The 23879-nt window shown below is 39.2% G+C and carries 25 protein-coding genes; 16 read left to right on the top strand and 9 right to left on the bottom strand.

Annotated features, from left to right (window positions below):
* Positions 1-47 precede the first annotated feature (47 nt).
* From ABN236_RS14480 to ABN236_RS14470, 3 genes are all read left to right on the top strand, one after another.
* Entirely contained in the window at positions 48-1406 is a 1359-nt protein-coding gene (locus tag ABN236_RS14480) for an NCS2 family permease (protein WP_252957024.1), read from the top strand.
* 219 nt (positions 1407-1625) lie between these two features.
* Positions 1626-2000, top strand: a complete 375-nt coding sequence (locus ABN236_RS14475; protein ID WP_311755507.1) for a hypothetical protein — start codon at positions 1626-1628, stop codon at positions 1998-2000.
* On the top strand, positions 1981-2643 hold the full coding sequence (locus tag ABN236_RS14470) for a hypothetical protein (protein WP_311755508.1): 663 nt from the start codon (positions 1981-1983) through the stop codon (positions 2641-2643). Before ABN236_RS14475 ends, ABN236_RS14470 begins: the two co-directional genes overlap by 20 nt.
* Here the strand turns inward: ABN236_RS14470 and ABN236_RS14465 are convergent, their stop codons facing one another.
* Together ABN236_RS14465 and ABN236_RS14460 are read right to left on the bottom strand one after the other, a co-directional pair.
* Positions 2644-3201 (bottom strand): GNAT family N-acetyltransferase, encoded by a 558-nt coding sequence (locus ABN236_RS14465; RefSeq protein WP_349474304.1) that lies wholly within the window; start codon positions 3199-3201, stop codon positions 2644-2646. It abuts the gene before it with no gap.
* Positions 3202-3203: 2 nt separating this feature from the next.
* Positions 3204-4676, bottom strand: a complete 1473-nt coding sequence (locus tag ABN236_RS14460) for a glycosyltransferase family 39 protein (protein ID WP_349474303.1) — start codon at positions 4674-4676, stop codon at positions 3204-3206.
* 188 nt (positions 4677-4864) lie between these two features.
* Here ABN236_RS14460 and yihI point away from each other — a divergent pair, with 188 nt between their 5' ends.
* The 6 genes from yihI to ABN236_RS14430 all read left to right on the top strand — a co-directional run bounded on the left by yihI (position 4865) and on the right by ABN236_RS14430 (position 10950).
* The gene (gene yihI / locus ABN236_RS14455) at positions 4865-5362 is read left to right on the top strand and encodes a Der GTPase-activating protein YihI (RefSeq protein ID WP_088494309.1); all 498 of its coding nucleotides are present in this window, start codon (positions 4865-4867) and stop codon (positions 5360-5362) included.
* A gap of 225 nt (positions 5363-5587) precedes the next feature.
* Positions 5588-7033: a DUF4026 domain-containing protein gene (locus ABN236_RS14450; RefSeq protein ID WP_349474302.1), complete on the top strand. Its 1446-nt coding sequence runs from the start codon at positions 5588-5590 to the stop codon at positions 7031-7033.
* A 398-nt stretch (positions 7034-7431) separates the two neighbouring features.
* Positions 7432-7668, top strand: coding sequence for a ferrous iron transporter A (gene feoA / locus ABN236_RS14445; protein WP_036914344.1), 237 nt, complete (start codon positions 7432-7434; stop codon positions 7666-7668).
* Between the two features lie 48 nt (positions 7669-7716).
* Positions 7717-10044, top strand: coding sequence for a Fe(2+) transporter permease subunit FeoB (gene feoB, locus ABN236_RS14440; protein ID WP_349474301.1), 2328 nt, complete (start codon positions 7717-7719; stop codon positions 10042-10044).
* A 19-nt stretch (positions 10045-10063) separates the two neighbouring features.
* Entirely contained in the window at positions 10064-10294 is a 231-nt protein-coding gene (locus ABN236_RS14435; protein ID WP_109395065.1) for a FeoC-like transcriptional regulator, read from the top strand.
* A 185-nt stretch (positions 10295-10479) separates the two neighbouring features.
* Entirely contained in the window at positions 10480-10950 is a 471-nt protein-coding gene (locus tag ABN236_RS14430; protein ID WP_349474300.1) for an OsmC family protein, read from the top strand.
* 43 nt (positions 10951-10993) lie between these two features.
* On the opposite strand, the gene bioH is transcribed toward ABN236_RS14430, so the two are convergent.
* Positions 10994-11767 carry a pimeloyl-ACP methyl ester esterase BioH gene (bioH, locus tag ABN236_RS14425; protein ID WP_349474299.1) on the bottom strand — a complete coding sequence of 258 codons (774 nt, stop codon included), beginning with the start codon at positions 11765-11767 and terminating at the stop codon, positions 10994-10996.
* A gap of 37 nt (positions 11768-11804) precedes the next feature.
* On the opposite strand from bioH, the gene gntX reads away from it, so the two are divergent.
* From gntX to glpD, 6 genes are all read left to right on the top strand, one after another.
* Entirely contained in the window at positions 11805-12497 is a 693-nt protein-coding gene (gene gntX / locus ABN236_RS14420) for a DNA utilization protein GntX (RefSeq protein WP_349474298.1), read from the top strand.
* A 60-nt stretch (positions 12498-12557) separates the two neighbouring features.
* Complete coding sequence (gene nfuA / locus ABN236_RS14415) at positions 12558-13136, top strand: Fe-S biogenesis protein NfuA (protein WP_023583208.1); 579 nt, start codon at positions 12558-12560, stop codon at positions 13134-13136.
* Between the two features lie 179 nt (positions 13137-13315).
* Complete coding sequence (glpE, locus tag ABN236_RS14410) at positions 13316-13642, top strand: thiosulfate sulfurtransferase GlpE (protein WP_069369522.1); 327 nt, start codon at positions 13316-13318, stop codon at positions 13640-13642.
* Between the two features lie 19 nt (positions 13643-13661).
* Complete coding sequence (glpG, locus tag ABN236_RS14405) at positions 13662-14501, top strand: rhomboid family intramembrane serine protease GlpG (RefSeq protein WP_349474297.1); 840 nt, start codon at positions 13662-13664, stop codon at positions 14499-14501.
* Between the two features lie 38 nt (positions 14502-14539).
* On the top strand, positions 14540-15298 hold the full coding sequence (locus tag ABN236_RS14400; RefSeq protein ID WP_006534541.1) for a DeoR/GlpR family transcriptional regulator: 759 nt from the start codon (positions 14540-14542) through the stop codon (positions 15296-15298).
* A 309-nt stretch (positions 15299-15607) separates the two neighbouring features.
* Positions 15608-17101 (top strand): glycerol-3-phosphate dehydrogenase, encoded by a 1494-nt coding sequence (glpD, locus tag ABN236_RS14395; protein ID WP_088494301.1) that lies wholly within the window; start codon positions 15608-15610, stop codon positions 17099-17101.
* A gap of 125 nt (positions 17102-17226) precedes the next feature.
* Here the strand turns inward: glpD and ABN236_RS14390 are convergent, their stop codons facing one another.
* On the bottom strand, positions 17227-17586 hold the full coding sequence (locus ABN236_RS14390; RefSeq protein WP_318620396.1) for a DUF488 domain-containing protein: 360 nt from the start codon (positions 17584-17586) through the stop codon (positions 17227-17229).
* A gap of 279 nt (positions 17587-17865) precedes the next feature.
* Here ABN236_RS14390 and metF point away from each other — a divergent pair, with 279 nt between their 5' ends.
* Positions 17866-18765 (top strand): methylenetetrahydrofolate reductase, encoded by a 900-nt coding sequence (gene metF / locus ABN236_RS14385; protein ID WP_088494299.1) that lies wholly within the window; start codon positions 17866-17868, stop codon positions 18763-18765.
* Between the two features lie 50 nt (positions 18766-18815).
* Here metF and ABN236_RS14380 read toward each other — a convergent pair whose 3' ends face one another.
* The 5 genes from ABN236_RS14380 to ABN236_RS14360 all read right to left on the bottom strand — a co-directional run bounded on the left by ABN236_RS14380 (position 18816) and on the right by ABN236_RS14360 (position 23862).
* Entirely contained in the window at positions 18816-19406 is a 591-nt protein-coding gene (locus tag ABN236_RS14380; RefSeq protein ID WP_311755513.1) for a DUF4291 domain-containing protein, read from the bottom strand.
* Positions 19407-19600: 194 nt separating this feature from the next.
* Positions 19601-20698, bottom strand: coding sequence for a Fic family protein (locus ABN236_RS14375; RefSeq protein ID WP_349474296.1), 1098 nt, complete (start codon positions 20696-20698; stop codon positions 19601-19603).
* Between the two features lie 106 nt (positions 20699-20804).
* Positions 20805-21809 carry a LacI family DNA-binding transcriptional regulator gene (locus ABN236_RS14370; RefSeq protein ID WP_088494296.1) on the bottom strand — a complete coding sequence of 335 codons (1005 nt, stop codon included), beginning with the start codon at positions 21807-21809 and terminating at the stop codon, positions 20805-20807.
* Between the two features lie 54 nt (positions 21810-21863).
* Positions 21864-23381, bottom strand: a complete 1518-nt coding sequence (locus ABN236_RS14365) for a tripartite tricarboxylate transporter permease (RefSeq protein ID WP_069369516.1) — start codon at positions 23379-23381, stop codon at positions 21864-21866.
* Positions 23382-23400: 19 nt separating this feature from the next.
* Positions 23401-23862: a tripartite tricarboxylate transporter TctB family protein gene (locus ABN236_RS14360; protein WP_088494295.1), complete on the bottom strand. Its 462-nt coding sequence runs from the start codon at positions 23860-23862 to the stop codon at positions 23401-23403.
* Between the last annotated feature and the right edge of the window lie 17 nt (positions 23863-23879).

Raw genomic sequence — 23879 nt, 5'->3', positions numbered from 1 at the left:
TTTGTGTAGGATAAAGCGAAAAACATTTTTTTTGGGATCTTTTGTCTATGAGCATGTCATCACCAAATTCTGGATCACAGGGTTTGCTCCAACGCCTGTTTAAGCTACAAGAACACGGCACAAACGCTCGCACCGAACTGATTGCGGGTATCACGACTTTCTTAACGATGGTTTATATTATCTTCGTTAACCCTCAAATTCTTGCTGCTGCCAATATGGATATCAAAGCCGTCTTCGTGACGACCTGCTTAATTGCGGCTTTCGGCAGTATTTTAATGGGATTAGTGGCAAATTTACCTATTGCCGTTGCACCTGCGATGGGCTTAAACGCATTCTTTGCCTTCGTCGTCGTTGGTGCTATGGGTTACTCATGGGAAGTCGCTATGGGTGCAATTTTTTGGGGTGCAGTAGGGCTATTTTTACTGACTCTCTTTCGTATTCGCTACTGGATAATTGCCCATATTCCACTGAGTTTACGTGTTGGTATTACTAGCGGTATCGGTCTTTTTATCGCCATGATGGGCTTAAAAAACTCCGGTATTATTATTCCTAATAATGACACTATCGTTACTATCGGTAATTTTGCTTCTCATAACGTATTATTAGGTGCATTAGGCTTTTTTATTATCGCTATTCTTGCTGCTCGTAATATTCATGCCGCTATTCTTATCTCAATTGTTATCACCACTGTAATTGGTCTTCTTTTAGGTGATGTTCAATATCAAGGTATCTTTGCTGTTCCTCCTTCTATCACAACCGTTGTTGGTAAAGTTGATATTATGGGAGCCTTAGATATCGGTCTTTCTGGCGTAATTTTTGCTTTTATGTTGGTGAACCTATTTGACTCTTCAGGCACATTAATTGGTGTCACTGATAAAGCTGGTTTAACTGATGACAAAGGCAAGTTTCCACGAATGAAACAAGCGTTATACGTCGATAGCTTAAGTTCTGTTGCAGGTTCTGCAATGGGAACATCTTCTGTAACCGCTTTTATCGAAAGTACTTCCGGTGTTTCTGTCGGTGGTCGCACAGGTTTAACTGCCGTTGTTGTGGGTATTCTTTTCTTACTCGCTATCTTCTTATCACCACTAGCAGGTATGGTGCCAAGCTATGCGACAGCAGGTGCACTGATTTATGTGGGTGTATTAATGACATCCAGCCTTACACGCGTGAAATGGGATGATTTAACAGAATCCGTTCCTGCTTTTATCACCGCAGTCATGATGCCATTTAGCTTCTCAATTACCGAAGGTATCGCACTAGGCTTTATTGCTTATTGTGTTATGAAAGTGGGTACTTTCCGCTGGAAAGAAATTAATCTATGTGTTGTGATTGTTTCACTGCTATTTATTTTAAAAATATTGCTGATTGATACTCATGTGATTGATTTAAAAAATCTTTTCTAAATTTCACTCCAAAGCAATAGTCTACGGGCTATTGCTTTTCCTATTTTTTATCAGGCGACAAGTTTTGCTTTATTTTTAAACATCACTAAAATACTATAAAGGGAACGTTATGGTTATTTATAATGATATGCAATAAATAATTTTCTTAATAGTTATTATATTTACTAAACATTATATTCATCATAATAACTTTAAGCTTACTAATTATTAGGAGGAGAAATGAATAAACGTTCACCTCATACAATAGCAAGTAGAACTATTCTAATTGGTGAAATTAAAGATAGTGAAGGCATTAATTTCGAAGTTAGAATAATGAAAGAGCGTGAAACAAGACCTAGAGTCTTAATCCTTAATGATGGCTGGGAAAAAACAGCTATTTGGGATAATGTATATCCTATTCTTGAAGTTCAATTAGCGCTATCTAAAAATAAAAAAGGATTTAGTGTTGTATCTGAATCTTTTTCAAATAAAATAAATAATAAATATAAAGTACACTATGAAAAGCTTTTTAATCATAGAAAGCTTAAAAAAATGATTAAGACTTTTAACTCACAGCATAAAAAGGCTCAAATGAATGCCACCCATATTAATTGATCGCCATGATAAACGACTAATTAATCCAGATAACAGCGGGGATTTTGGTGAAATAGATGAATTAGGAATAATTTTAGATAATGATCAAAAAGAATATTTATTATTAAGAGAAAACGTTAGTTCTGAATTAAATCGGTTATATGTTAAAGATATAAAAAATAATATTGTTGTTGCTAATTATGTAATGAGTTTTAATTTATCCACACCAATATTATTTTCACCTAATTTACCTCAAATAGAATCTGCCTATGTAGATAATGAATACCGTTCATTAGGTATTTCAGTCGCAATTTATTTAAGGATAATTGAAATTTACGGTGGCGTAATTAGTGATACTCAGCAAACTCTGGGTGGCATGAGTTTATGGGCTATTGGTTTATCAAATTCAGAAAATATTACGCTTTATGTAATGCATTGTCATAATAATACGCTATCACATAAATACTTTTCTGATGGTGAATTGATGTTTTATGAATGCAATAGAAAATCTCTTATAACAAACAGCGCTCATATTTGGAGTAGACCTTCTTCAATAGATTTCAGTATTGATCTCGCCTTCATAGAAAAATTAAATATCCCAGAAGGCGATTTTGGCGAAAGAGTCGTTTTACTTGCAATATCCAGCCTAATAGACTCCCCTTAATTAGGCTTTATCTATATCTATTGTAGGCAACAACAAACCAAAAACAATCGAATCAGAAACTTCATCACCGACTATCCAACGCTGTTTTAGATACCCTTCTTGTTCAAAACCTAATTTTGCTAACAACGCAGCTGATGCTTTATTATCAGGGTGGATATCCGCTTCTAAACGACGAACAGATAGATGAGTTTGAAGATACGTAATAAATGCCACCATCGCTTCTTTCATGACGCCTTTACCTTGATAAGCTGTATCAAGGCAATACCCAATTTCGCCACGTCGTGAATTAGGGTAATGATTAAAAAAAACACACATGCCCATCAGTGCATTTGTTGCTTTATCTATCACCGCTAAGCGCAGATACTCTTTTCTTTCCATATGCGTGATATCTTGAATAATATCTTCCTGTGCTTCTTGCAGTGACTGCCAAGGAAGATGGCTCCAATAACGCGTCACTTCAGCTGAACTCATGATCTTAAACCAATCTTCAGCATCCCCCATTTCAAAAGGACGCAATCTTAATCTTTCTGTTTCAACTTGAATATCAGCGTAACGCATCTCTACTTTTCCTTATGTGTTTTTGGCGCTACAAAAGCGATACAAACTGGCTCAGTAATGGCATCGGGCTCAGCGCGAAACATTATCTCTTGAGTATCGGCTATTTTTAAACTCGGCCAATACTTTAAGCCTTCATCAAAATGAGCTTTCTCACAGTAATAGCCGACTTCACTGACCAATACGACACCTTTTTCTTCTAACTGTTGAAGTGTGATATGTCGATTATAAATATTCGGAGGCTGCACATTCGCTTCTAACACCCATGGCTGTGAAGATAATGGCCTATCTTTGCCATAAAAAGTTACCCATTCATGCATATATTCACCACCCACATACGCAAGTGGAGTGTGATAATGCTGATACCAAGCTTGTTCAACATCTTGCACAAAAGTTTTTACACCGATAAATTTTTGACCTGCATTACGCACATTCGCGGCTTGAACGACGGTATAACCAGAAACAACCAACATACCGAAAACACCTAAACCATACAGTGCACCACGTAATGAACGTTTGGGCATGACACTAATTGAGCCGACAAAAAGTGCAGTCGCAATCGACATAAAGGGTTGTAACCACTCACTGATACGTCCCCCTTCATGAAAACTAAACCAAATAAAAATAATCGTTAATGGAAACAGAAAAATAAAATTGAGTAATTGGCTATCTTTAGAAGCAGACCAACTTACACGTCCACCATAAAAACGTAAAATTCCCCACATTAAAATCACCGGGTAAAAAACAGTGAGTGCAGCACGAGTAGTACGTAAATTAAAACGGTTTTCGATTTGTGAATCGACCCACTTAAAAGCGGCAAAATCGGTTTGCCATAACCAAATAAAATTAGGAATAACAAAAGCAAACCAAATAGCCAGCGCTAAATAGAAATAAGGTGAACAATAGCTTGCTCGAACTTTAGGGACAAAAAGGCTTGATAAAAACACAGAACCAATAAAAGCTAATGATGAATATTTCCCCATTGTGGCGATACCCATCGTAATGGCAAAACCAATCCAATATTTTTGATTGTCATTAATAGCACAAAGGAAAAAATAGAACGCCCATGCCCAACAACCAACTAGAATATAGTTATCGTTATAAGGGATAATATCAAAGTTGATAACGCCAGATAAATTAAGCGCCAACATAGCAAACCAAGCTAAGTTAGTATTTTGTGTCAACTTATAGGCTAAGTTCCAAACGCCTAATAGCCCAACAGCAATGACAATAAAGTGGATAAAATACCAATAAAAGCTAAAATCGATACCGCCGTAAATAGCTGGTGTCATTATAAAGCCAACAAACCAAGGATTTTTAGGGGAACCCCACCCTCCGTTAGTGCCCCAATTGACAGCCTCTACGGCATCATAAGGCACTGTAGGGTCAAAAAGATAACTCACTAAGATCCAAATTGCCGCATAACCAATAACCCACCAATATACTGGTTTACGAAATTGTGCAGATGATAATGTCATAATAAATAGAAATTTAAGTTAATTAATTTAGTTTAGTCGTTAAATGATGTCACAACACAGTAAAGTATAGTGAAACGAACCGCACATTGTACGTGAGCAAAAATTAAATTGTCTTAAATTTGCACTTTTATTGAAAATTTGTTTCTGATAGATTGCGCAACCAAGAAGATCACTATCGAGTTACCATTATGAATATGATTAAAAGAAAGCCCGCAGCTAAAGCGCGTAAGAAATCGCGTGAAGAGCTGAACGCGGAAGGACGTGAACGTAAACGTCAAAAGAAACACCGTGGCAATCCTGCCGGTAACCGTCAGCAGGAAGCGGAAAATAAACAGCAAGCTAAAAATACAGCGCCGAAAGATCCACGCATTGGTAGCAAAAAACCGATCCCTCTGATTGTAGGTGATGCACCAAAAGTCGTGAAGAAAAAACCTGCGCCAGTTAAAGCAGAGCCAGTTCGTTTAACGCCTGAGCAAGAATTAGATCTGTTAGAAAACGATGCACGTTTAGATGAATTACTGTCTCGTCTTGAAAACGGTGAAAAACTCAATGCAGAAGAACAGGCTTATACTGAGAAAACCCTTGATCGCATTGACGAATTAATGGTTGAGCTAGGTATTGAGTTTGAAGATGATGACGATGAAGAAAAAACTGAAGACATCATGCAATTACTGAAAGGTAAATAATCAAAAGGCTAATCATTTGCCTTGATTACCTTACATCTAACGGATATCAATAACCTATTGATATCCGTTATTTTTTATAAGATATTCGCTTTTTTATTTTTCATTAATCCTCACCATTAACAATAGATTAATTAACCAGCTTAAGCTCAGATAACTCCATCTATTCCTCTCTTGTTATCCCTGATATCCTATTTTTCTATCTTTAATATACGAGTGATAAAAAACATGGATAACAGACAGCAGTACTTAGATATCGCAGCCGGGCAAGGAGAAAAAGTGCCCTCTCGTATAGTGGCTTTCCCTGCACAGCCACTAAACTATGCGCTTATTGAACAACGCCTAGAAGAACAGACAGATTACACTGATGGTGAAATCAATTACCTAAGTGAAAATATTGATGACGGTTTTTTCTATCGTTGTCAGCATGGTGATGACGAATTACATTTTTTTGTCTGCCTTTACCCTCGTGATGAAGATTACGAAATACGCCCAATGTATTCGACTGACGAACTCACGCCGCAACTACTTGCGCATGCAAATGCGACAACACAAGATTTATTATTAGAAACACTTTTTACTGAAACCTTGCATCCTTTGGCAAGTTATCGCCATCAACTGAATTTTCTCAATATCATCGCACCAGAAATGATCTTAGCATTAGATGAATCAGCAGCAGGTAAAGCATTAACGCCTGAGTGGATCCGTTTTCAATTAGAAACACCCGATCTCTATCCTGAAGTTGAAAGCTTATATGTTATTCATGCTGTCTATGATACAGAAAATGATCCACCAACCATGTTCTGGTTCCATACTCATGGATTAGCACGTTGTGGCTTGACCGAAGTCGATTTAGTTATTCCAAGTATGCTTGAGTCTTACTATGGCATTCCTGATCTCTTCCGTTGCTTTGTTAACAACAGTATTAATCATCGCCAAATCGAATTTGGTGAACCGATGCTTTGTGGTCAAACATCATCAGGCTTAGAGTATCTTGTCGCCTTACCTTTTGAAGAGGGTATTCGCCATGTTAATCAATCAACACCGCTTGAAAGCCTTAGACCTTTAGAAGAAATGCGTTATGACACTGAAGGCGCACCAAATGGCATTTTCTTGGGTGATTTAGCCGATCGTGATGAATATCATCAACATCCTTCTTCAATGCTATTTAGAACCAATGAAGAAAACCCGATTTTAGAAACTTTCTTTAAAGGTTATGAAGAACAACAAGCAATGATGCTACTGCGTAGTAATGAAGAAACCTATGAGATGTCTGAAAAAGCCAAGCGACGCTGGGAATACTTCGTTTCTATGTTTGATAACTATAATCAGCCACCTGTTGAGAAAAAGAGTGGTTTCCTCTCTAAGTTATTAGGAAAAGACAAACCGGAAGAAACCGAAAATCCTTGGCAGTTTATGATCAAGTTCGGTATTCCTTATGGTGATGGGGAAGAAAAAGAGCTAGAGCATATGTGGTTTGTGCCACAGTCTCGTGATGGAGATACCATTTATGCAAAATTACTCAACGTGCCATTTTACGTTGAGGATATGCAAGAAGGTGAAACCTATCCTATCAACACCGCATTAATAACTGATTGGGTCGTTTCATACGAAGATGATAGTTATACCCCTAACAATATTTACCAACTTTTTAGCCACCAGCAAACTCACTAATTAGCGAGTATTTCACCATGACAACGCGAGCTTTTTACTTAAGCTCGCGATCTTCATATTCTTAAAATCTACTTTTATATTGTTACCCGTTAACATCATTAACTGATTGTTATTTTGTTGCTACGTTGACATTTCAACTCTTCACATTTTGTTTTTGTCTAGTAACAGATAAGGCAAACAGCCTATTTTCATCCCAATATCTTTTCTCTGGTTGATTTAAATCAAGTGTAGATAAGCGTAGACTAGGCTAAATTATACCCAATAAGGATAATTATAATTCTCATTAGCATTAAAAATATTTATTATAATTACCCTGACTATTATTGTGTGAATTCTCATACGCGTTAATAATTATCAGTATCATTATTTTTTGTATCAATATTCGTGGAAGGACGATTATGTCTCTGATCCCAAATCACAGTTATAAAATCTTGAGCTACTCACCTCAGATTAGCCCTGCATACAGACAGAAACTATTATCTTTAGGTATGTTACCTGGCGCTGTGTTTAACGTTATTCGTATCGCACCACTGGGTGATCCTATTCAAATAGAAACGCACCGAGTGTCCCTAATTTTGAGAAAAAAAGATCTCGCACTCATTAATCTTAGCGAAGTGGTTCATAACGAAAAATAATCGTTATTTCTCATTCAACCAGGCAAGACAACTATTGGCATCACTATTATGACTCCTCTCACTATAGGTCTTATCGGTAATCCTAATGCCGGTAAAACAACACTCTTTAATCAGTTAACAGGCTCTCGTCAGCGTGTGGGTAACTGGGCGGGTGTAACGGTCGAACGCAAAGTTGGTCGTTTCACAACTGCAAATCATAAAATTGAGCTCGTCGATTTACCCGGGACTTACTCTTTAACGACAATTTCAGAACAGACATCTCTTGATGAGCAAATTGCCTGCCATTTCATTTTAAGTAATGAAGCAGACATGCTGATTAACGTGGTTGATGCATCAAATCTTGAGCGTAACCTCTATTTGACATTGCAACTACTTGAGCTTGGTATTCCATGTATTGTGGCATTAAACATGCTCGATATTGCGGAACACCAAGATATGCAAATTGATATCAATGCACTTTCAGAGCAACTGGGTTGCCCTGTTATTCCAATGATTTCAACCAAAGCATCTGGCATTGATAAGCTCAAAGAAGCCATTGATACCTTCCCTGCTGAAAAGAAAAAACCACAAGAATTACTGACTTCTTATCCACTATGGTTATTAAATGAAGTCGAGGCACTTGCTGAAAAAATTAATCATGATGAATTTAATTTACAGCAACGTCGTTGGATGGCATTACAGTGTTTAGAAGGGGATATCTATACCCATCAACGCGCGCAAGTCACCAGTGAAGACATCAAAGCCATTCGCCAACGAATTCAAGATGAACACAATAATGAACCAGAATTAGTCATTGCTGATGCCCGTTATCAAAATATTGAGCGCATCTGTCATGCTGTGATTAATATGGAGTCTATTAAGCCAAATATCCTGACACAAAATATCGATAAAGTGATATTAAACCGTTGGTTAGGCGTACCTATCTTCCTATTTGTCATGTATTTAATGTTTGTACTTGCGATTAACATCGGTGGTGCATTACAACCTGCTTTTGAAGGTGGCTCTGAAGCTATCTTTATTCATGGCATTCAATGGATTGGCGCAACGTTTAACTTCCCTGAATGGCTGACAATTTTCCTTGCACAAGGTGTCGGTGGTGGTATCAATACTGTTCTACCATTAGTGCCACAAATCGGGATGATGTATCTCTTTTTATCTATCCTTGAAGACTCAGGTTATATGGCTCGTGCCGCATTTGTTATGGATAGATTGATGCAGGCTCTGGGTTTACCGGGTAAATCATTCGTACCACTGATTGTTGGTTTTGGTTGTAACGTACCTTCTATTATGGGTGCTCGTACTCTTGATGCACCAAGAGAACGATTAATCACCGTATTAATGGCACCGTTTATGTCTTGTGGTGCTCGTTTAGCTATCTTCGCGGTATTTGCGGCAGCCTTCTTTGGTAAAAACGGCGCGAGTGTTGTTTTCTCACTTTATCTTCTCGGTATTGTGGTTGCTATCCTGACTGGCTTGCTACTAAAACACACCATTATGCGCGGTGAAGCGTCACCTTTCGTGATGGAACTGCCTGTTTATCACGTTCCCCACCTAAAAACGTTACTCATGCAAACATGGCAACGTCTAAAAGGTTTCGTTGTACGTGCAGGTAAAGTCATCATTATTGCGAGTATGTTTATTGGTGCGCTAAATAGCTTTACCTTCTCTGGTAAACCTGCGGATAACATCAATGATTCTGCATTAGCTTCTGTCAGCAAAGTGATCACACCATTACTGCAACCTATTGGTGTTCACAATGATAACTGGCAAGCAACAGTTGGTTTAGTCACTGGTGCGATGGCAAAAGAAGTGGTTGTGGGAACATTAAATACCCTCTATACCGCAGAAAGCATTGTTAATGAGCCATTTGATCCTGAAGAATTCGACCTGTGGGGAGAAATTGGTGATGCCTTTGGTGAAACATGGGATAGCTTAAAAGAGACCTTCACTTTAGCTGCACTTTCTAACCCAATTGAAGCCAGTAAAGGTGATGGTGAAATGGATACCGGCACAATGGGAACCATGGGCGCTAAATTCGGTTCAGGCATTGCTGCTTATAGCTACTTAATCTTTGTTTTACTGTATGTACCTTGTGTTTCAGTAATGGGTGCTATCGCTCGTGAAACTAGTCGTGGCTGGATGACCTTCTCTATTCTTTGGGGATTAAATATTGCTTACTCACTGGCTGCGCTGTTCTATCAAACTGCAACCTTTAGCGAGCATCCACAAAGCAGTACAATCACCATTGCTGCGGTTGTGATATTTAACTTAGTTCTATTTATCTTGTTGCGTAATGCTCGTAATCGTCTAACAATTAACTTAAGCAATAAGTCATCATTGACTAAACAATGTTGTTCAAAAGGTAGCTGTCACTAAGTGACAAAGGAAAAGTAAGATGGCCAGTTTGATAGAAGTACGTGATTGTATCGCCCTTAATGGTCGAGCCGATGCCCGTCTTATCAGCCATCAACTCAATATGCCTGAACCGTTGGTGCAAGCAATGTTAGAGCGGCTCACATTGATGGGTAAGCTTCAAGAGGTCGATGTCGAGGATTGTCTTACGGGTAGTTGTAAAAGTTGCCCAGAAGCCACCGCCTGCCAGACAAAGCTTTATCAAATAGTCTAATAAATTGATAAATGCCATCATAAAAACCCCTTACTTTATGTAGGGGGTTTTTTTATCTAATGCGCAAGATGAATCATTTTCATCTTCCTATTTAATGATTTACTTTCCTAACTATCACGGCATAATTCATTAAATATAGACGTAAAGACGTCTATTTAATTTCACTTAATAAGAATATAAAAATTATGCCAATAACTGAATTTTCATCAACAATTACCACAGGCGAGCAAGGCAGATTACAAATGCAATGCGCGTCGCGCCAATTTCAATTTTTACTTGATGAACCTGTATCACTGGGAGGTAAAGACAGTGCCATGAATCCTGTGGAAGCACTGTTAGGTACGCTAGGTGCTTGTAAAGGTATCGTGGCAAAAAGCTTTGCACGTATGCACCAAATTAATCTCAATGATATTCGCATTGAAGTTAAAGGTGAATTAGATACCGATGGTTTTACCGGAAAAAATAAAGAAGCCAAAATTGGCTTTAGTAAAATTACGACGCACTTTTTTATTCAAGCTGATAATAGTGAAGAAGAGATCGCGGCATTTATCGCTTTTATTGAGCGTACTTGTCCTGTTTTTGACACTATTAAAAATCCGCCGATTTGTGAAACATCTTATAGTGTCGAAAACCACATTGAAAATATAGAGTTATAAACTCTCAAAACTGCCCTCAAGTATGGGCAGTTTTGGGTGATAATTATGATGTTATTTCACAAGCCTCAATTAACGTTTGAGCAAATTCATCTGGATGTGAAATAAACGGCGCATGAGCCGCATTACGGAAAATAACAGAAGGTGAATGAGGATAAATAGCATCTAATAATCCAGCCACTTTCCGAGGAACTAAGCCATCTAAATAGCCATAAAAACGAATAAAAGGACAACTCAGCGTTTTCAACTCTTCTCGTAAATCCTCAGTACGCAAAATTTCTAGTCCACCATTAAGTACTTCGACAGAAGGGAGTGGTTGCTCTAATACTACTGACTTTAATGCCTTCATATCTTCACGTGCACTTTGTGTGCCCAATGTTTGCAGTGCCAAAAAACGTTCAACTGTGCGATGAAAATTCTCGTTTAACTGTTGTTCAAATCCCTTTAACACTTCAGGTTTGATACCCGGCCAATCCTCATGAGCAGCAAAGCAAGGCGAAGAAGCCACTGTAATCAATGCTTGTACATTATTGGGATTATCTAAAACAACACGGCTGGCGACTAATCCCCCTAAAGACCATCCTAACCAAATGGCATTATCGGGGGCTTTGGCAAAAACAATGTCAGCCATCTCTTTTAATGTAAGAACAGGAAAACCTTGGCTACGACCATATCCTGGGAGATCAACAAGATGCAGTGTAAAATGCGAGCTTAGTCGCGGTATTAATGATTGCCAGACCTCTGCATTCAATCCCCATCCGTGTAATAGCACAAGATGCGTTTTTCCTTCACCCATTGTCTGCCAATACAATTTATTCATTGTTATGCTCTCTTCTCTTAGTACAGGGATTTTCATTATGTGGATAACAATAGCAGGATATTGTTGGTTGTGTCGCCAACCCTTACATTATGATACTAAAGGTGTTTGTTCGAGTTGTATTCGACATTTACCTAAGCAGCATAACCGCTGCCCATGCTGTTTATATCCCTCATCTCACTCTATGATGCTATGTGGGCGCTGCTTGCAATCGCCTCCATTATGGAAACAGATGTTGACAGTCACTGACTATCAACCACCATTAAATAAATTATTACACCTTTATAAATACCAACCTCGCCCTCAAATAGCTTTATGTCTTGCACGACTTTTTCTATTGCGATGGCTTTCACATCGGCGAGAAAACTTGGTGCAGAGGCCTGACAGAATTATTAGCGTTCCTTCGCATCATCATCGCCGTTGGTCTAGAGGCTTTGAGCAAGTAGAAGCTATCGCTAAGCCTTTGGCAAGGTGGCTAAATTGTGCTTATCAACCGGATACCCTGATAAGAACTCGTGCTACACTGGTGCAAACGCATCTTAATGCCAAACAAAGGCAACAAAATTTAAAGAATGCATTTGTATTAAATAACACAGTGTCGGTATCAGGGAAAAATCTGGCACTAATTGATGATGTTATCACTACAGGCGCGACATTAAAGAGCATTGTCCCCTTGTTATTTCGTGCGGGAGCACGCTCTGTTGAGGTATGGGCGATTTGCCGAACCTTGTAGTTAACCGCCAATTGGGCGTATGATAACCAACCAGAACAGTCAACTATTGAGCAAGACGATATGATTATTATTACTGATGCCGCACAGGCGCATTTTGCCAAACTACTGGCTAACCAAGAACCCAACACCCAAATTCGTGTATTCGTTATCAATCCAGGCACACCTAATGCTGAATGTGGCGTTTCATACTGCCCACCTGATGCCGTAGAGCCAAACGATACTGAAATTAAGTTCGAAAAACTTTCTGCGTATGTTGATGACATCAGCGCACCTTTCTTAGAAGATGCAGAAATTGACTTTGTCACTGACCAACTGGGCTCACAATTAACGCTGAAAGCACCTAACGCAAAAATGCGTAAAGTCGATGCTGATGCACCGTTAATTGAACGCGTCGAATACGTACTGCAATCACAAATTAACCCACAATTAGCCGGTCATGGTGGTCGCGTTAGTTTGATGGAAATCACTGAAGATGGTTATGCTATCTTACAATTTGGTGGTGGCTGTAACGGTTGTTCAATGATTGATGTCACATTAAAAGATGGTATCGAAAAAGAGCTGTTAAACCTGTTCCCAGATGAATTGAAAGGTGTGAAAGATTTAACTGAACACCAACGCGGCGAACACTCCTACTACTGATCCCTCAGTATCACATCCCCTATGATACTCACCTGCACTGATATCATGGGGGATTTGTTTATTAAAATAATCATTTACAAAGTGTAACGTCATCTTTACCTATTTGACGTTATGATAAATGTATCGTTCTCTCGCTCAGAACAAATAAATCAATTAACAATATAATAAATAAGACAATTATGGATAAGTTTCAATTTCTTAGTATTGAACAAGCCTATCAATTCTGGACATCTCAATCGGCAATCTTAGTTGATGTAAGAGATCCTCAGAGTTACCGCATTGGTCATGCTACTGGCGCATTTCATCTCACCAATGATACGCTAAACCAATTTTTACAAGATGCTGACTTTGATGTTCCTGTTATGGTGATGTGTTATCACGGTCATAGCAGCCAAGGCGCAGCTCAATATCTGGTCAATATGGGCTTTGAAACCGTTTATAGTATCAACGGTGGTTTTGAAGCATGGCTAAGAGAGTTTCCACAAGCGATAACTTCTCTGCAATAACTACAGATGAGTTTTGTTAATGATCCACATTATTACGCTTTCTAACCCTCAAGCAGCTGATTTATTTGTCAATTATATGGCAACGAAAGGTGTGCGAATTCACGCAAAAAATGAAAATCAGCAGATCTCACTTTGGTTAGAAGACCAACATCAGTTGGATATGGTTGAAAAAGAACTAAATACTTTTTTACGTGAGCCTTTTCACCCACGTTACCAAGCCGCGAGTTGGCAAACCGGAGATCCGAAAAATACGGGTATAAAATATCGCCCTGCCTTTTCGATAAAAAATATGGTGCAACACTCAGGCCCATTAACGGTACTGGTGGTCATTTTATGTATCCTTATTTTTATTTGGCAACAAGTAGCAGGCGATTATAACGTTATGCTCCATCTGGCGTGGCCTTACAAAGAGAGCTTGAACTTTGAAGTTTGGCGCTATATCACCCCTGCGTTTGTTCACTTCTCACTGATGCATATCGCTTTTAACCTTGCGATGTGGTGGTATCTCGCAAGTCAAACAGAGCAGCGATTAGGTACGGGTAAACTATTTGTCATCATGCTCGTTTCTGCGCTCTTTAGTAATTGGGCACAATCACTGTTTACAGACTCTAATTTTGGTGGGCTTTCCGGTGTTGTTTACGCATTAATCGGCTATGTAGGCTTAACAGGAATACGTAATCCAGAAAAAGGTATTGGTGCTCCAACAGGCTTAATCGGCTTTTCGATTTTGTGGATTGTTGCGGGTTACATGGGCGTTTTAGGTGACTCTATCGGAAATACTGCACATTTTGCAGGCTTCCTTATCGGCTTATTGATGGCTTTGTGGGATAATCGACATCAATTATCTCGTAGATCATAATAAAATTAACATGATATTTTTAACATTAGGGGATACCTGTGAAGCAAACGCAACGACATGATGCCATCATTGAACTGGTACGCCTACAAGGCTATGTCAGCACTGAAGAATTGGTGGAGCATTTTGAAGTCAGCCCACAGACAATCCGACGTGATTTAAATGAATTAGCGGAAAAGAACAAAATCCAACGTCATCACGGCGGTGCGGCATTACCTTCAAGCTCCGTGAATACGGCTTATCATGATCGTAAAATCATGTGGTCTGATGAAAAATCACGTATCGCACAACGAGTAGCAAGCTTAATTCCTGATGGTGCAACACTGTTTATTGATATCGGAACAACACCTGAAGCCGTTGCGCATGCTTTAATTAACCACAAAAACCTACGTATCGTGACCAACAATCTCAATGTGGCAACATTACTGATGGGCAAAGAAGACTTTCGCTTAATTCTTGCAGGTGGTGAAGTACGTACGCGAGATGGTGGTATTGTCGGTGAAGCTACACTTGATTTTATCTCTCAATTCCGTCTTGATTACGGCATCTTAGGGATAAGCGGCATCGATATGGATGGTTCTCTACTTGAGTTTGATTACCATGAAGTTCGAACTAAACGCGCAATTATCGAAAACTCACGCTGTGTAATGTTGGTGACTGACCATTCTAAGTTTGGTCGTAATGCAATGGTGAATTTAGGCAATATGAATTTGATCGACTACTTATTTACCGATCAAGAACCACCAGCAGGGATCCAAAAAATTGTTGAGCAACACAACGTTCAACTCGAATTATGTTAATTGAATAAATTCCTCAAAAAGTACCTTCTTAGGTACTTTTTTTTCGCCTATTTTTTACTAAACTCTAATTAACTCATTCTATTTACACTCTTTTTTGATACATCACCTGTCTTTTTTATTAATACATTAACAATGTTGTTTATTTTTAATAAGCCCACAAAAAATGTGGATATGATAATAAATTGTTATCCATATCACGCGGTTATGTTTTTTATCAGTTATATAGTTGGCATTTTCATCAAACTTCATTACAATTATGAGCGAAAACGAACATTAAAGAATTGTTTCGCGCATTCGTAGGAGGATGTTATGAAAACTCAAGACTTGATTGTCATCGGCGGCGGAATAAACGGCGCTGGAATTGCGGCGGATGCAGCTGGCCGAGGCCTTTCAGTACTTATGCTGGAAGCTCAAGACTTAGCAAGTGCGACATCTTCCGCGAGCTCTAAACTTATTCATGGTGGTTTACGTTATCTAGAACATTATGAGTTTCGCTTAGTAAGCGAAGCACTGGCAGAGCGTGAAGTATTATTACGTTTAGCACCACATATCGCATTTCCAATGCGCTTTCGCCTACCACACCAACCACACTTACGCCCAGCTTGGATGATCCGTATTGGTCTATTCCTTTATGATCATTTAGGAAAACGTGTCAGCCTGCCAAGCAGTAAAGGCATTAAATTCGGTGCAAATTCTGTGTTAAAACCAGAATTAACACGCGGTTTTGAATATTCAGACTGCTGGGTTGATGATGCACGTTTAGTGGTACTCAACGCACAAGAGATTGTCCGTCGTGGCGGTGAAGTACGCACTCGCACTAAAGTCACTCGCGCTTGGCGTGAAAATAATTTATGGATGGTAGAAGCGCAAGATTTACGCACTGGTGAAACATCGCTCTATCAATCAAAAGCACTTGTCAATGCCGCTGGCCCTTGGGTTAAAACGCTGTTTGATGAAGGCTTAAAACTGAAATCACCTTATGGCATCCGCTTAATTAAAGGTAGCCATATTGTTATTCCTCGCGCTCATAACGAACCGCAAGCTTATATTTTACAAAACGAAGATAACCGTATCGTTTTCGTTATTCCTTGGATGGATGAGTTCTCTATCATCGGTACTACGGATGTTGAATATAACGGCGATCCTAAAGATGTCGCGATTGATGACAACGAAATTCAGTACTTACTGAAAGTCTATAACGATCACTTTAAAAAGCAGTTAACCAAAGAAGATGTGGTTTGGGATTACTCTGGCGTGCGCCCATTATGTGACGACGAATCAGATTCTCCACAAGCAATCACCCGTGATTACACCTTAGATGTTCACGATGATAATGGTCAAACACCACTGTTATCTGTATTTGGTGGTAAATTAACGACTTATCGTAAATTAGGTGAACACGCTGTTGATAAACTCGTGAGCTATTTCCCTAATATGGGTAAACCGTGGACTAAAAACGGTCAATTACCGGGTGGTAATTTAGAAGGTTGTGATCGTGATGGTTATTCTCGTTTAATTCGTCAACGTCACCCTTGGTTACCAGAAGCACTCGCACTGCGTTTTGCCCGTACTTACGGTAGCAACACTGAATTACTGCTTGAAGGTATTACTGATTTAGCAGGTATGGGTGAAAACTTTGGTCATAATCTGTATGAAGCAGAATTACGTTATTTAGTAAAACATGAGTGGGTTATCGAAGTTGATGATGCTATTTGGCGTCGTACCAAACTCGGCATGTGGCTAAATGACGAACAAAAACAACGTATTAGTCAATGGTTAGCGGCAAATACACACACTGCATAAGAGTAGCAAAAATATTCTCTGACTCTGTTCGATGTTTTTATTAGCAATTTTTGTGGCGCCTAATACCGCGCCACTTTTTTTTTGCTTTTTTTGCTTTTTTACTCAAACGCTCAAATTATTCATTATTAACAGTGTGCTAACTGTTTTTCTAAAAAAGCTTTTAACACAGTTGCATTATTTTGTTGCTCATCTTTGCCTGAATAAAGTAGTACTAGCGGTTGCTCTTTTGCTATCACAAGGAGAGGTTGCCAATGTTCAGGAGCACCTGTCAATTCGGCAATATAACGTTGGGTAAATTCAGTAAAATCACCGCCACCCGCATGAAACCATTTTCGTAATTCGGTCGAAGGTGCAACCTCTTTATTCCACTCATCATAATGAAAGTCTGTTTTTTTCACGCCTCTTGGCCACAATCTATCCACTAATACGCGATAACCTTCATGGGTTCCCTCTTTATCGTTATACACTCGCTTACAGGTGATCATTTCGCCTCCCTTCAATAAGTTAATTCATTTAATTGTAGAAGAAAAATCACACAGCTTATGCATAGTGAAGCTAATTTTCTTTATTAAAGAAGACTTCAACATGAAGTTTTCTCTCATTTCTATTGAATTATCCTCATCAAAAACAGGGTGAATAGTTGTTGACTAAATAGCCTAATTAAGAGAATCTACATCTAGACGTCTAAATGGTTAGATGGGTGAATAGGTAGTGATACTTAAATAAGAATAACAACACAGTGACATGATTGATGAGGTACAGGTATGAGCTTTTATCACGCAAGCCAACATGAAGCATTAAATCAAAATCTTGCCGAACTTGATGGTCAGATCCAAGTTTCCTTTGAGTTTTTCCCGCCTCGTACCGAAGAGATGGAAAATACTCTTTGGCAATCTCTTGCGCGCTTAAATACCTTAAAACCGAGCTTTGTTTCTGTGACTTATGGTGCAAACTCAGGCGAGCGAGATAGAACTCACTCGATTATTAAAGGAATTAAAGAGCGCACAGGATTAGAAGCTGCACCGCATTTAACTTGCGTTGATGCTAGCCGTGAAGAGCTACAACATATCGCACAAGATTATTGGCAAAGTGGCATTCGCCATATTGTTGCCTTACGAGGCGATTTACCAGACAACTCTCAAAAACCCGATATGTATGCCACAGATTTAGTTCACTTACTCAAAGGCGTGGGTGATTTTGATATCTCTGTTGCGGCTTATCCTGAAGTGCATCCTGAAGCAAAAAGTGCACAAGCAGATTTAATTAACTTAAAAAGAAAAGTCGATGCGGGAGCAAATCGCGCGATCACTCAATTTTTCTTTGATGTCGAAAGCTATTTACGTTTTCGTGATCGCTGTGTTTCAACAGGTATTGATGTTGAGATTGTGCCGGGAATTTTACCTGTTACGAATTTTAAACAACTAAAACGCTTTGCGGGTTTAACCAATGTAAAAATTCCGGGTTGGATGCATAAAATGTTTGATGGGTTAGATAATGATCCTGAAACGCGTAGTCTGGTAGGTGCTTCGATTGCTATTGATATGGTGAAGATTTTAAGCCGTGAAGGAGTCAAAGATTTCCATTTTTATACACTTAATCGTTCAGAATTAACCTATGCTATTTGTCATACGCTAGGTGTTCGTCCTGAACTTGTGCAAGCCTGATCCTATCTTACAATTACCCCGCCAATTAAGCGGGGTGACATCTTGATGAATTACTCACCAAAGTGATACGGTTTTTCTACCGGTAATAGGCTGTATGCGGTGTCGAGATCACCATTAGCAATACAAGCATCTATTTTACGTACCTTATCGGTAACATCCGTAATATTCACAATCCACTCTTTGCAATATTTTTCAACTGCTTGATTTCGCAAACCAATTTGGATGGTGCGATAACTGAGTCGATTCAGATAAATATCACGTTCAGGATCCCACTGAATGCGGATATTACTGGTTTCTGACGCTTCTTTCCACGCTTGCGCACTGGCATAGCGGTCTGGATCGAAATGACTCACAACACCTTGTGTCAGCATCTCTTGAAAGCCTTCATGCGTAATATCAACCGCAAGAATAGAAGCTTGATTAGCGTCTTTGCGTCCCCAACCAGAGCGGTACATCATCCAAAGAAAGGAAGGTTTTACCCAAGTCATGCGGGTCATACTAAAAGGGGGCGAAACAAATGTTCCGTTTGCGACTGCGCTCTGAGCAATAGTATTTGAATAGGCTTGATAAACACGAACAAAATCATTCGTATAATACGCCCTTACTTCACACTCAGGACATCGGTCAACATCATCGTTCATCTTTCTTTAATATCCTTTTATATTAATAAAATGGAACTATCCGCTTAAATTATGAGCCTCTGATTGCAGATAATCAAGAGCCCCTATTTTTGTTAAAACGAGATAAGTAGAGTAGCGCGCATTTGTAAAAGTAAAAAAAGAATAACAATAAAACGAGCAGACTAATGTTCCTATTGTGGCTAAATAATAAAAATTTAGTCTTGTAAAATATATCTCACACTTCGCCCGCCAGCCCCACTGTCTGCTAAAAAACCCTGCTCAACAAGAAATGCTAAATGTCTTGTTGCACTTGCTCGACTCACTTTTGCCACACTCTTATATTGGCTATTATTAATTCCATCGACAAAATCCCCTTGAAGCATTCTATTGATAACTTTTGATTGCTCTGGCGACAACAACGCTTGATCATGGGTTTGCCAATATTTAGTTGCTCTTACTGTCTTATCAATTTCATGTGTAGCTTCCAAAATAGATAATTGAAGCATTTGTAAAAACCATTGAAGCCATAATGTAATATTACCATCACCTTTTTGGGTATTTTCGATGATGTCGTAATATTCTTGGCGATGCTCATTAATCGTTTTTGACATCGCATATAATCTGACTGTTTTATTTTCAGCTTGAGCTAATGCTAAATCCATAATAAGTCTGCCTATCCGCCCATTACCATCTTCAAATGGATGAATAGTTAAAAACCACAGATGGGCAATAGCCGCTCTGATAATCAAATCAGGCTCATAATGAACTCTTGTTTTATTAAACCAATCCAAAAATAATGCCATCTCAGTTTCTATTGATTCAGGTGGCGGAGCTTCAAAATGTACAATAGGTTTATCAATTCTTTTACCTGAAACGACCTGAACAATACCTGTTCGGTATTTCCCTGAAGTAATAGGATTTAAAATAGAATGTCCTTCAGGAAACAATAGGTTATGCCATTGAAATAAACGTTCATGAGTTAATGGTTCATCTAAATTATTAATAGCATCTAATGCAGCTTGCACAAAACCCTCTGACTTTTCATCAGTTGGATATGTTTTCTCTTCCACAATACCTAAACGAGTCGCTAGTGAAGAGCGCACAGAAAATGCATTTAGCTTTTCACCTTCAATATCACTCGAATAAATAATATTTGCCAAAATAGAATCTAATGCAGATGTACTGTTTTCAGGCAACATTTGGCTTTGACCATAGAGCATCCCTTGAACAAAACGAGTATCAATAAGTAAAGGGATCACGGTACTGTTGTTAAATCTGAAATGAGTCCAGTTTGAATGTTGCCAAATCCACATAAATTACCCTCATGAGTCGAATATAAACTCTATTCTACTCACAAAGTGAGGCGAATAGAAAGCCTAATCTACTCACAAAGTGAGGCGAATAAGCGATTTAATTGACTCATTGGGTAGAAATTAGGCGCTCGATAAGTTGTGTTTTTATTAATGCAGGGGATTTAACTGCGGTGCCAGCTATCTTTGCAGACATGATTTCAAAGGCTTTTTCGACTAATAACGCTTCGTCTTGCTTCATTGACCACACATTATTAGGTAAAAAACTCAGCATCACATGATCATCGAATGTACCAATATGAAGATGAGCAGGAATACTTCCTTCACGCTGACGGATAACACTCAATAAACCTTCAAGAATAGGCAATGATGAGGCAATAAAATGAGAAGGTATTTGCTGATGTTGCTCTAAATACTGTTTCATCATCTGCTCACCATCTTTGGTCGTATTATGCTCAGCATAAGAGACAGTGACACGATTATCATCACCATAATGCCCTTTTATGGCTTGCACATAACCGCGCAAACGCGCTGCGATGGTGGGTAATAATGCATCACCCGCAAAAAAATGAATTGGTGCATCTCGCTTTATCATCGCTCTTGTCAGTTGCGCACCACTGTCACAGTTATCTGAAGCGACACAAATAGCCTCACTGACAGAGAAATCTCTATCTAAAAAAACCAATGGTTTTTGACGATGCTTCACATGGTGTAGCTGATTTTTACGGCTTGATGACACAATGAAAATACCATCAACATTACGCTCGTCCATTGATTTAACGAGCTTATTTTCATTTTTGATATCACCATAGGTACAGCTAATCGTTAGCTGACAACCAATTTGGTGACAATGCATCTCTAATTTTTCAGCCAAAGCGGCGAAGAAGGGGTTAGAAAGGCGAGGGATAACCAATCCGTAGGTATCTGTTTTATTAAGCTTTAAGCTTCTAGCTGCATGATTGACGGTATAACCAAACACCTCAACATAGTCCGCTATCTTCTTTTGCGTTTTTGCACTGATCCGGTATTGATCACCTTTGCCATTTAATACCAATCTGACTGTGGTAATAGACAAATTCAGGTCATTTGCAATCTGTTCAACTGTTTTTGCCATTAATATTCCATCATTGATATTGCCCTCATCTTAATGATGAGGGCCAGTTAACCTTTACTGAGCCGGCTTCGCTCGGTATTTCTTCCACATCGCTTTTAACGAAGGTCCAATAATTGGTAGGATCAACGTCAGTATTGCAATACCTAAGAATGTCGCTGTAATCGGGCGTGTATACAGGATAGATAAATCACCCTGAGACATCATTAAAGCACGACGTAAGTTTGATTCAGCCATCGGCCCTAAGATAATCCCGATAACCACAGGAGACATGGAGAAATCGAGCTTAATCATAATGTAAGCGAGTAACCCTGCCCCCATCATCACGAATACATCAATGATACTATGGTTCACAGAATAAGCACCTACACTACATAATACAAAGATAATTGGTACTAATACGCGACGCGGAACATCCATCACTCGAACAAAGAGTTTCATACATAAGAAACCTAAGATACCGAGGAAAATATTCGCCATCATCAAGCCAATGAAGATACTGTTAACTTCAACTGGATTGTCAGTAAAGAGTTGAGGCCCTAATGCCAATCCCTGAACCATAAATGCACCCATGATAATGGCAGTTGCGCCATCACCTGGAATACCTAAGGTCATTAAAGGCACCATGGTTCCACCTGTTACTGAGTTTGCACCGGCTTCTGGCGCAGAAACACCTTCTGGTGAACCATGACCAAACTCTTCAGGGTGTTTAGACCAACGTTTTGCTTCGTTATAAGAGATAAATGATGAGATATCTCCGCCCGTTCCCGGAATTGCACCAATCGTTGTACCAATGGCAGATGAACGAAAATAAGTTGGTAACACACGTTTAAAATCAGCCCATGTTGGTAAGACTCGGTGAATACGCGCGTTAATTTTTTCGCTCTTCTTCTGCTTACGTTCACGGTACTCTTCTTCAAAACTAATCAAGCCTTGAGAGAAAGCGAACAGACCAACCAAGATAGGAATAAATGAAACCCCACCCATCAGGTACACAGTATCAAAGGTGAAACGAGGTCCAGATGTCATTGGATCAAGTCCAATTGTCGCAATAGCCAAACCTATCGCGCCACCCATTAATCCTTTCACAATCGATTGCGATGATACACTGGTAATAATACTTATGCCAAATACCGCCAGTGCAAAATATTCAGCCGCAGAGAAACCTGTTGCTACTTTTGCTAATTGAGGCGCAATAACGATCAGGGCAATCGTACTAAAAATCCCCCCAAACATAGACCCCATCGTAGATAAACCCAGCGCTCTTCCTGCTTCACCTTTTTTCGCCATTGGATAACCATCCAATACCGTTGCAGCAGAAGCGGGAGTACCCGGCGTACTAATCAATATCGCAGTAATTGAGCCACCGTAAACGGCACCACAATACATTCCTAATAACAGGAGGATACCCGTCATTCCTTGGAAGGAGTAAGTTAATGGGAGAAGTAATGCAATCCCCATATTCACTGTTAGGCCTGGTAATGCGCCGATAATAATACCTGCGAATACCCCTAACAGGATCATCGTTATCGTTTCCAGACTGAAAACGACCATTAAAGCGTCTAGTATTTCCATCTCAAAGCTCCTTTACCGCTTACTCAAAAAAGACGGAGGTTGGCAGAGGTGAATTAAAGATAATGTCAAAGAAGACATAAACGGCGGCAACCATTACAACCGGAATAATAACCAGTGCGATAGGTTTTCTTTCATTCATCAGCCACATAATGACCGGGATAAGAAGCAGTGACGGAATAATAAAACCAAAAAAGTGCAGACCAGTGGCATAGACCAACATAAAGATGCCTAAACCATAAGCGCGTTTAACTGCGGTAGAACTCAGGTCAACAGACTTATGTACGTGTTTGATTTTATCAACCACAATACTAATCCATTGAAAAATCCCCAGTAAAATAAATAAGATGGCAAGACCATAAGGCCAAAAACGCTCCCCAGGCACACCATAATCATCAAACATGCTCATATCACGGGAGAGATAGATAATTAGTGCCCCGAAAGCCACTGAAATCGCACCGATGATTGTATTGATTTTTGTCATGTCGGGATCTCCCCGAC

Origin of the sequence: Proteus sp. fly-1013 (genome assembly GCF_040140245.1) — a bacterium.
GTDB lineage: Bacteria > Pseudomonadota > Gammaproteobacteria > Enterobacterales > Enterobacteriaceae > Proteus > Proteus mirabilis_B.
Note: the sequence above shows the minus strand (reverse complement) of the source record. Positions and strands in the feature narration are given on the sequence as shown.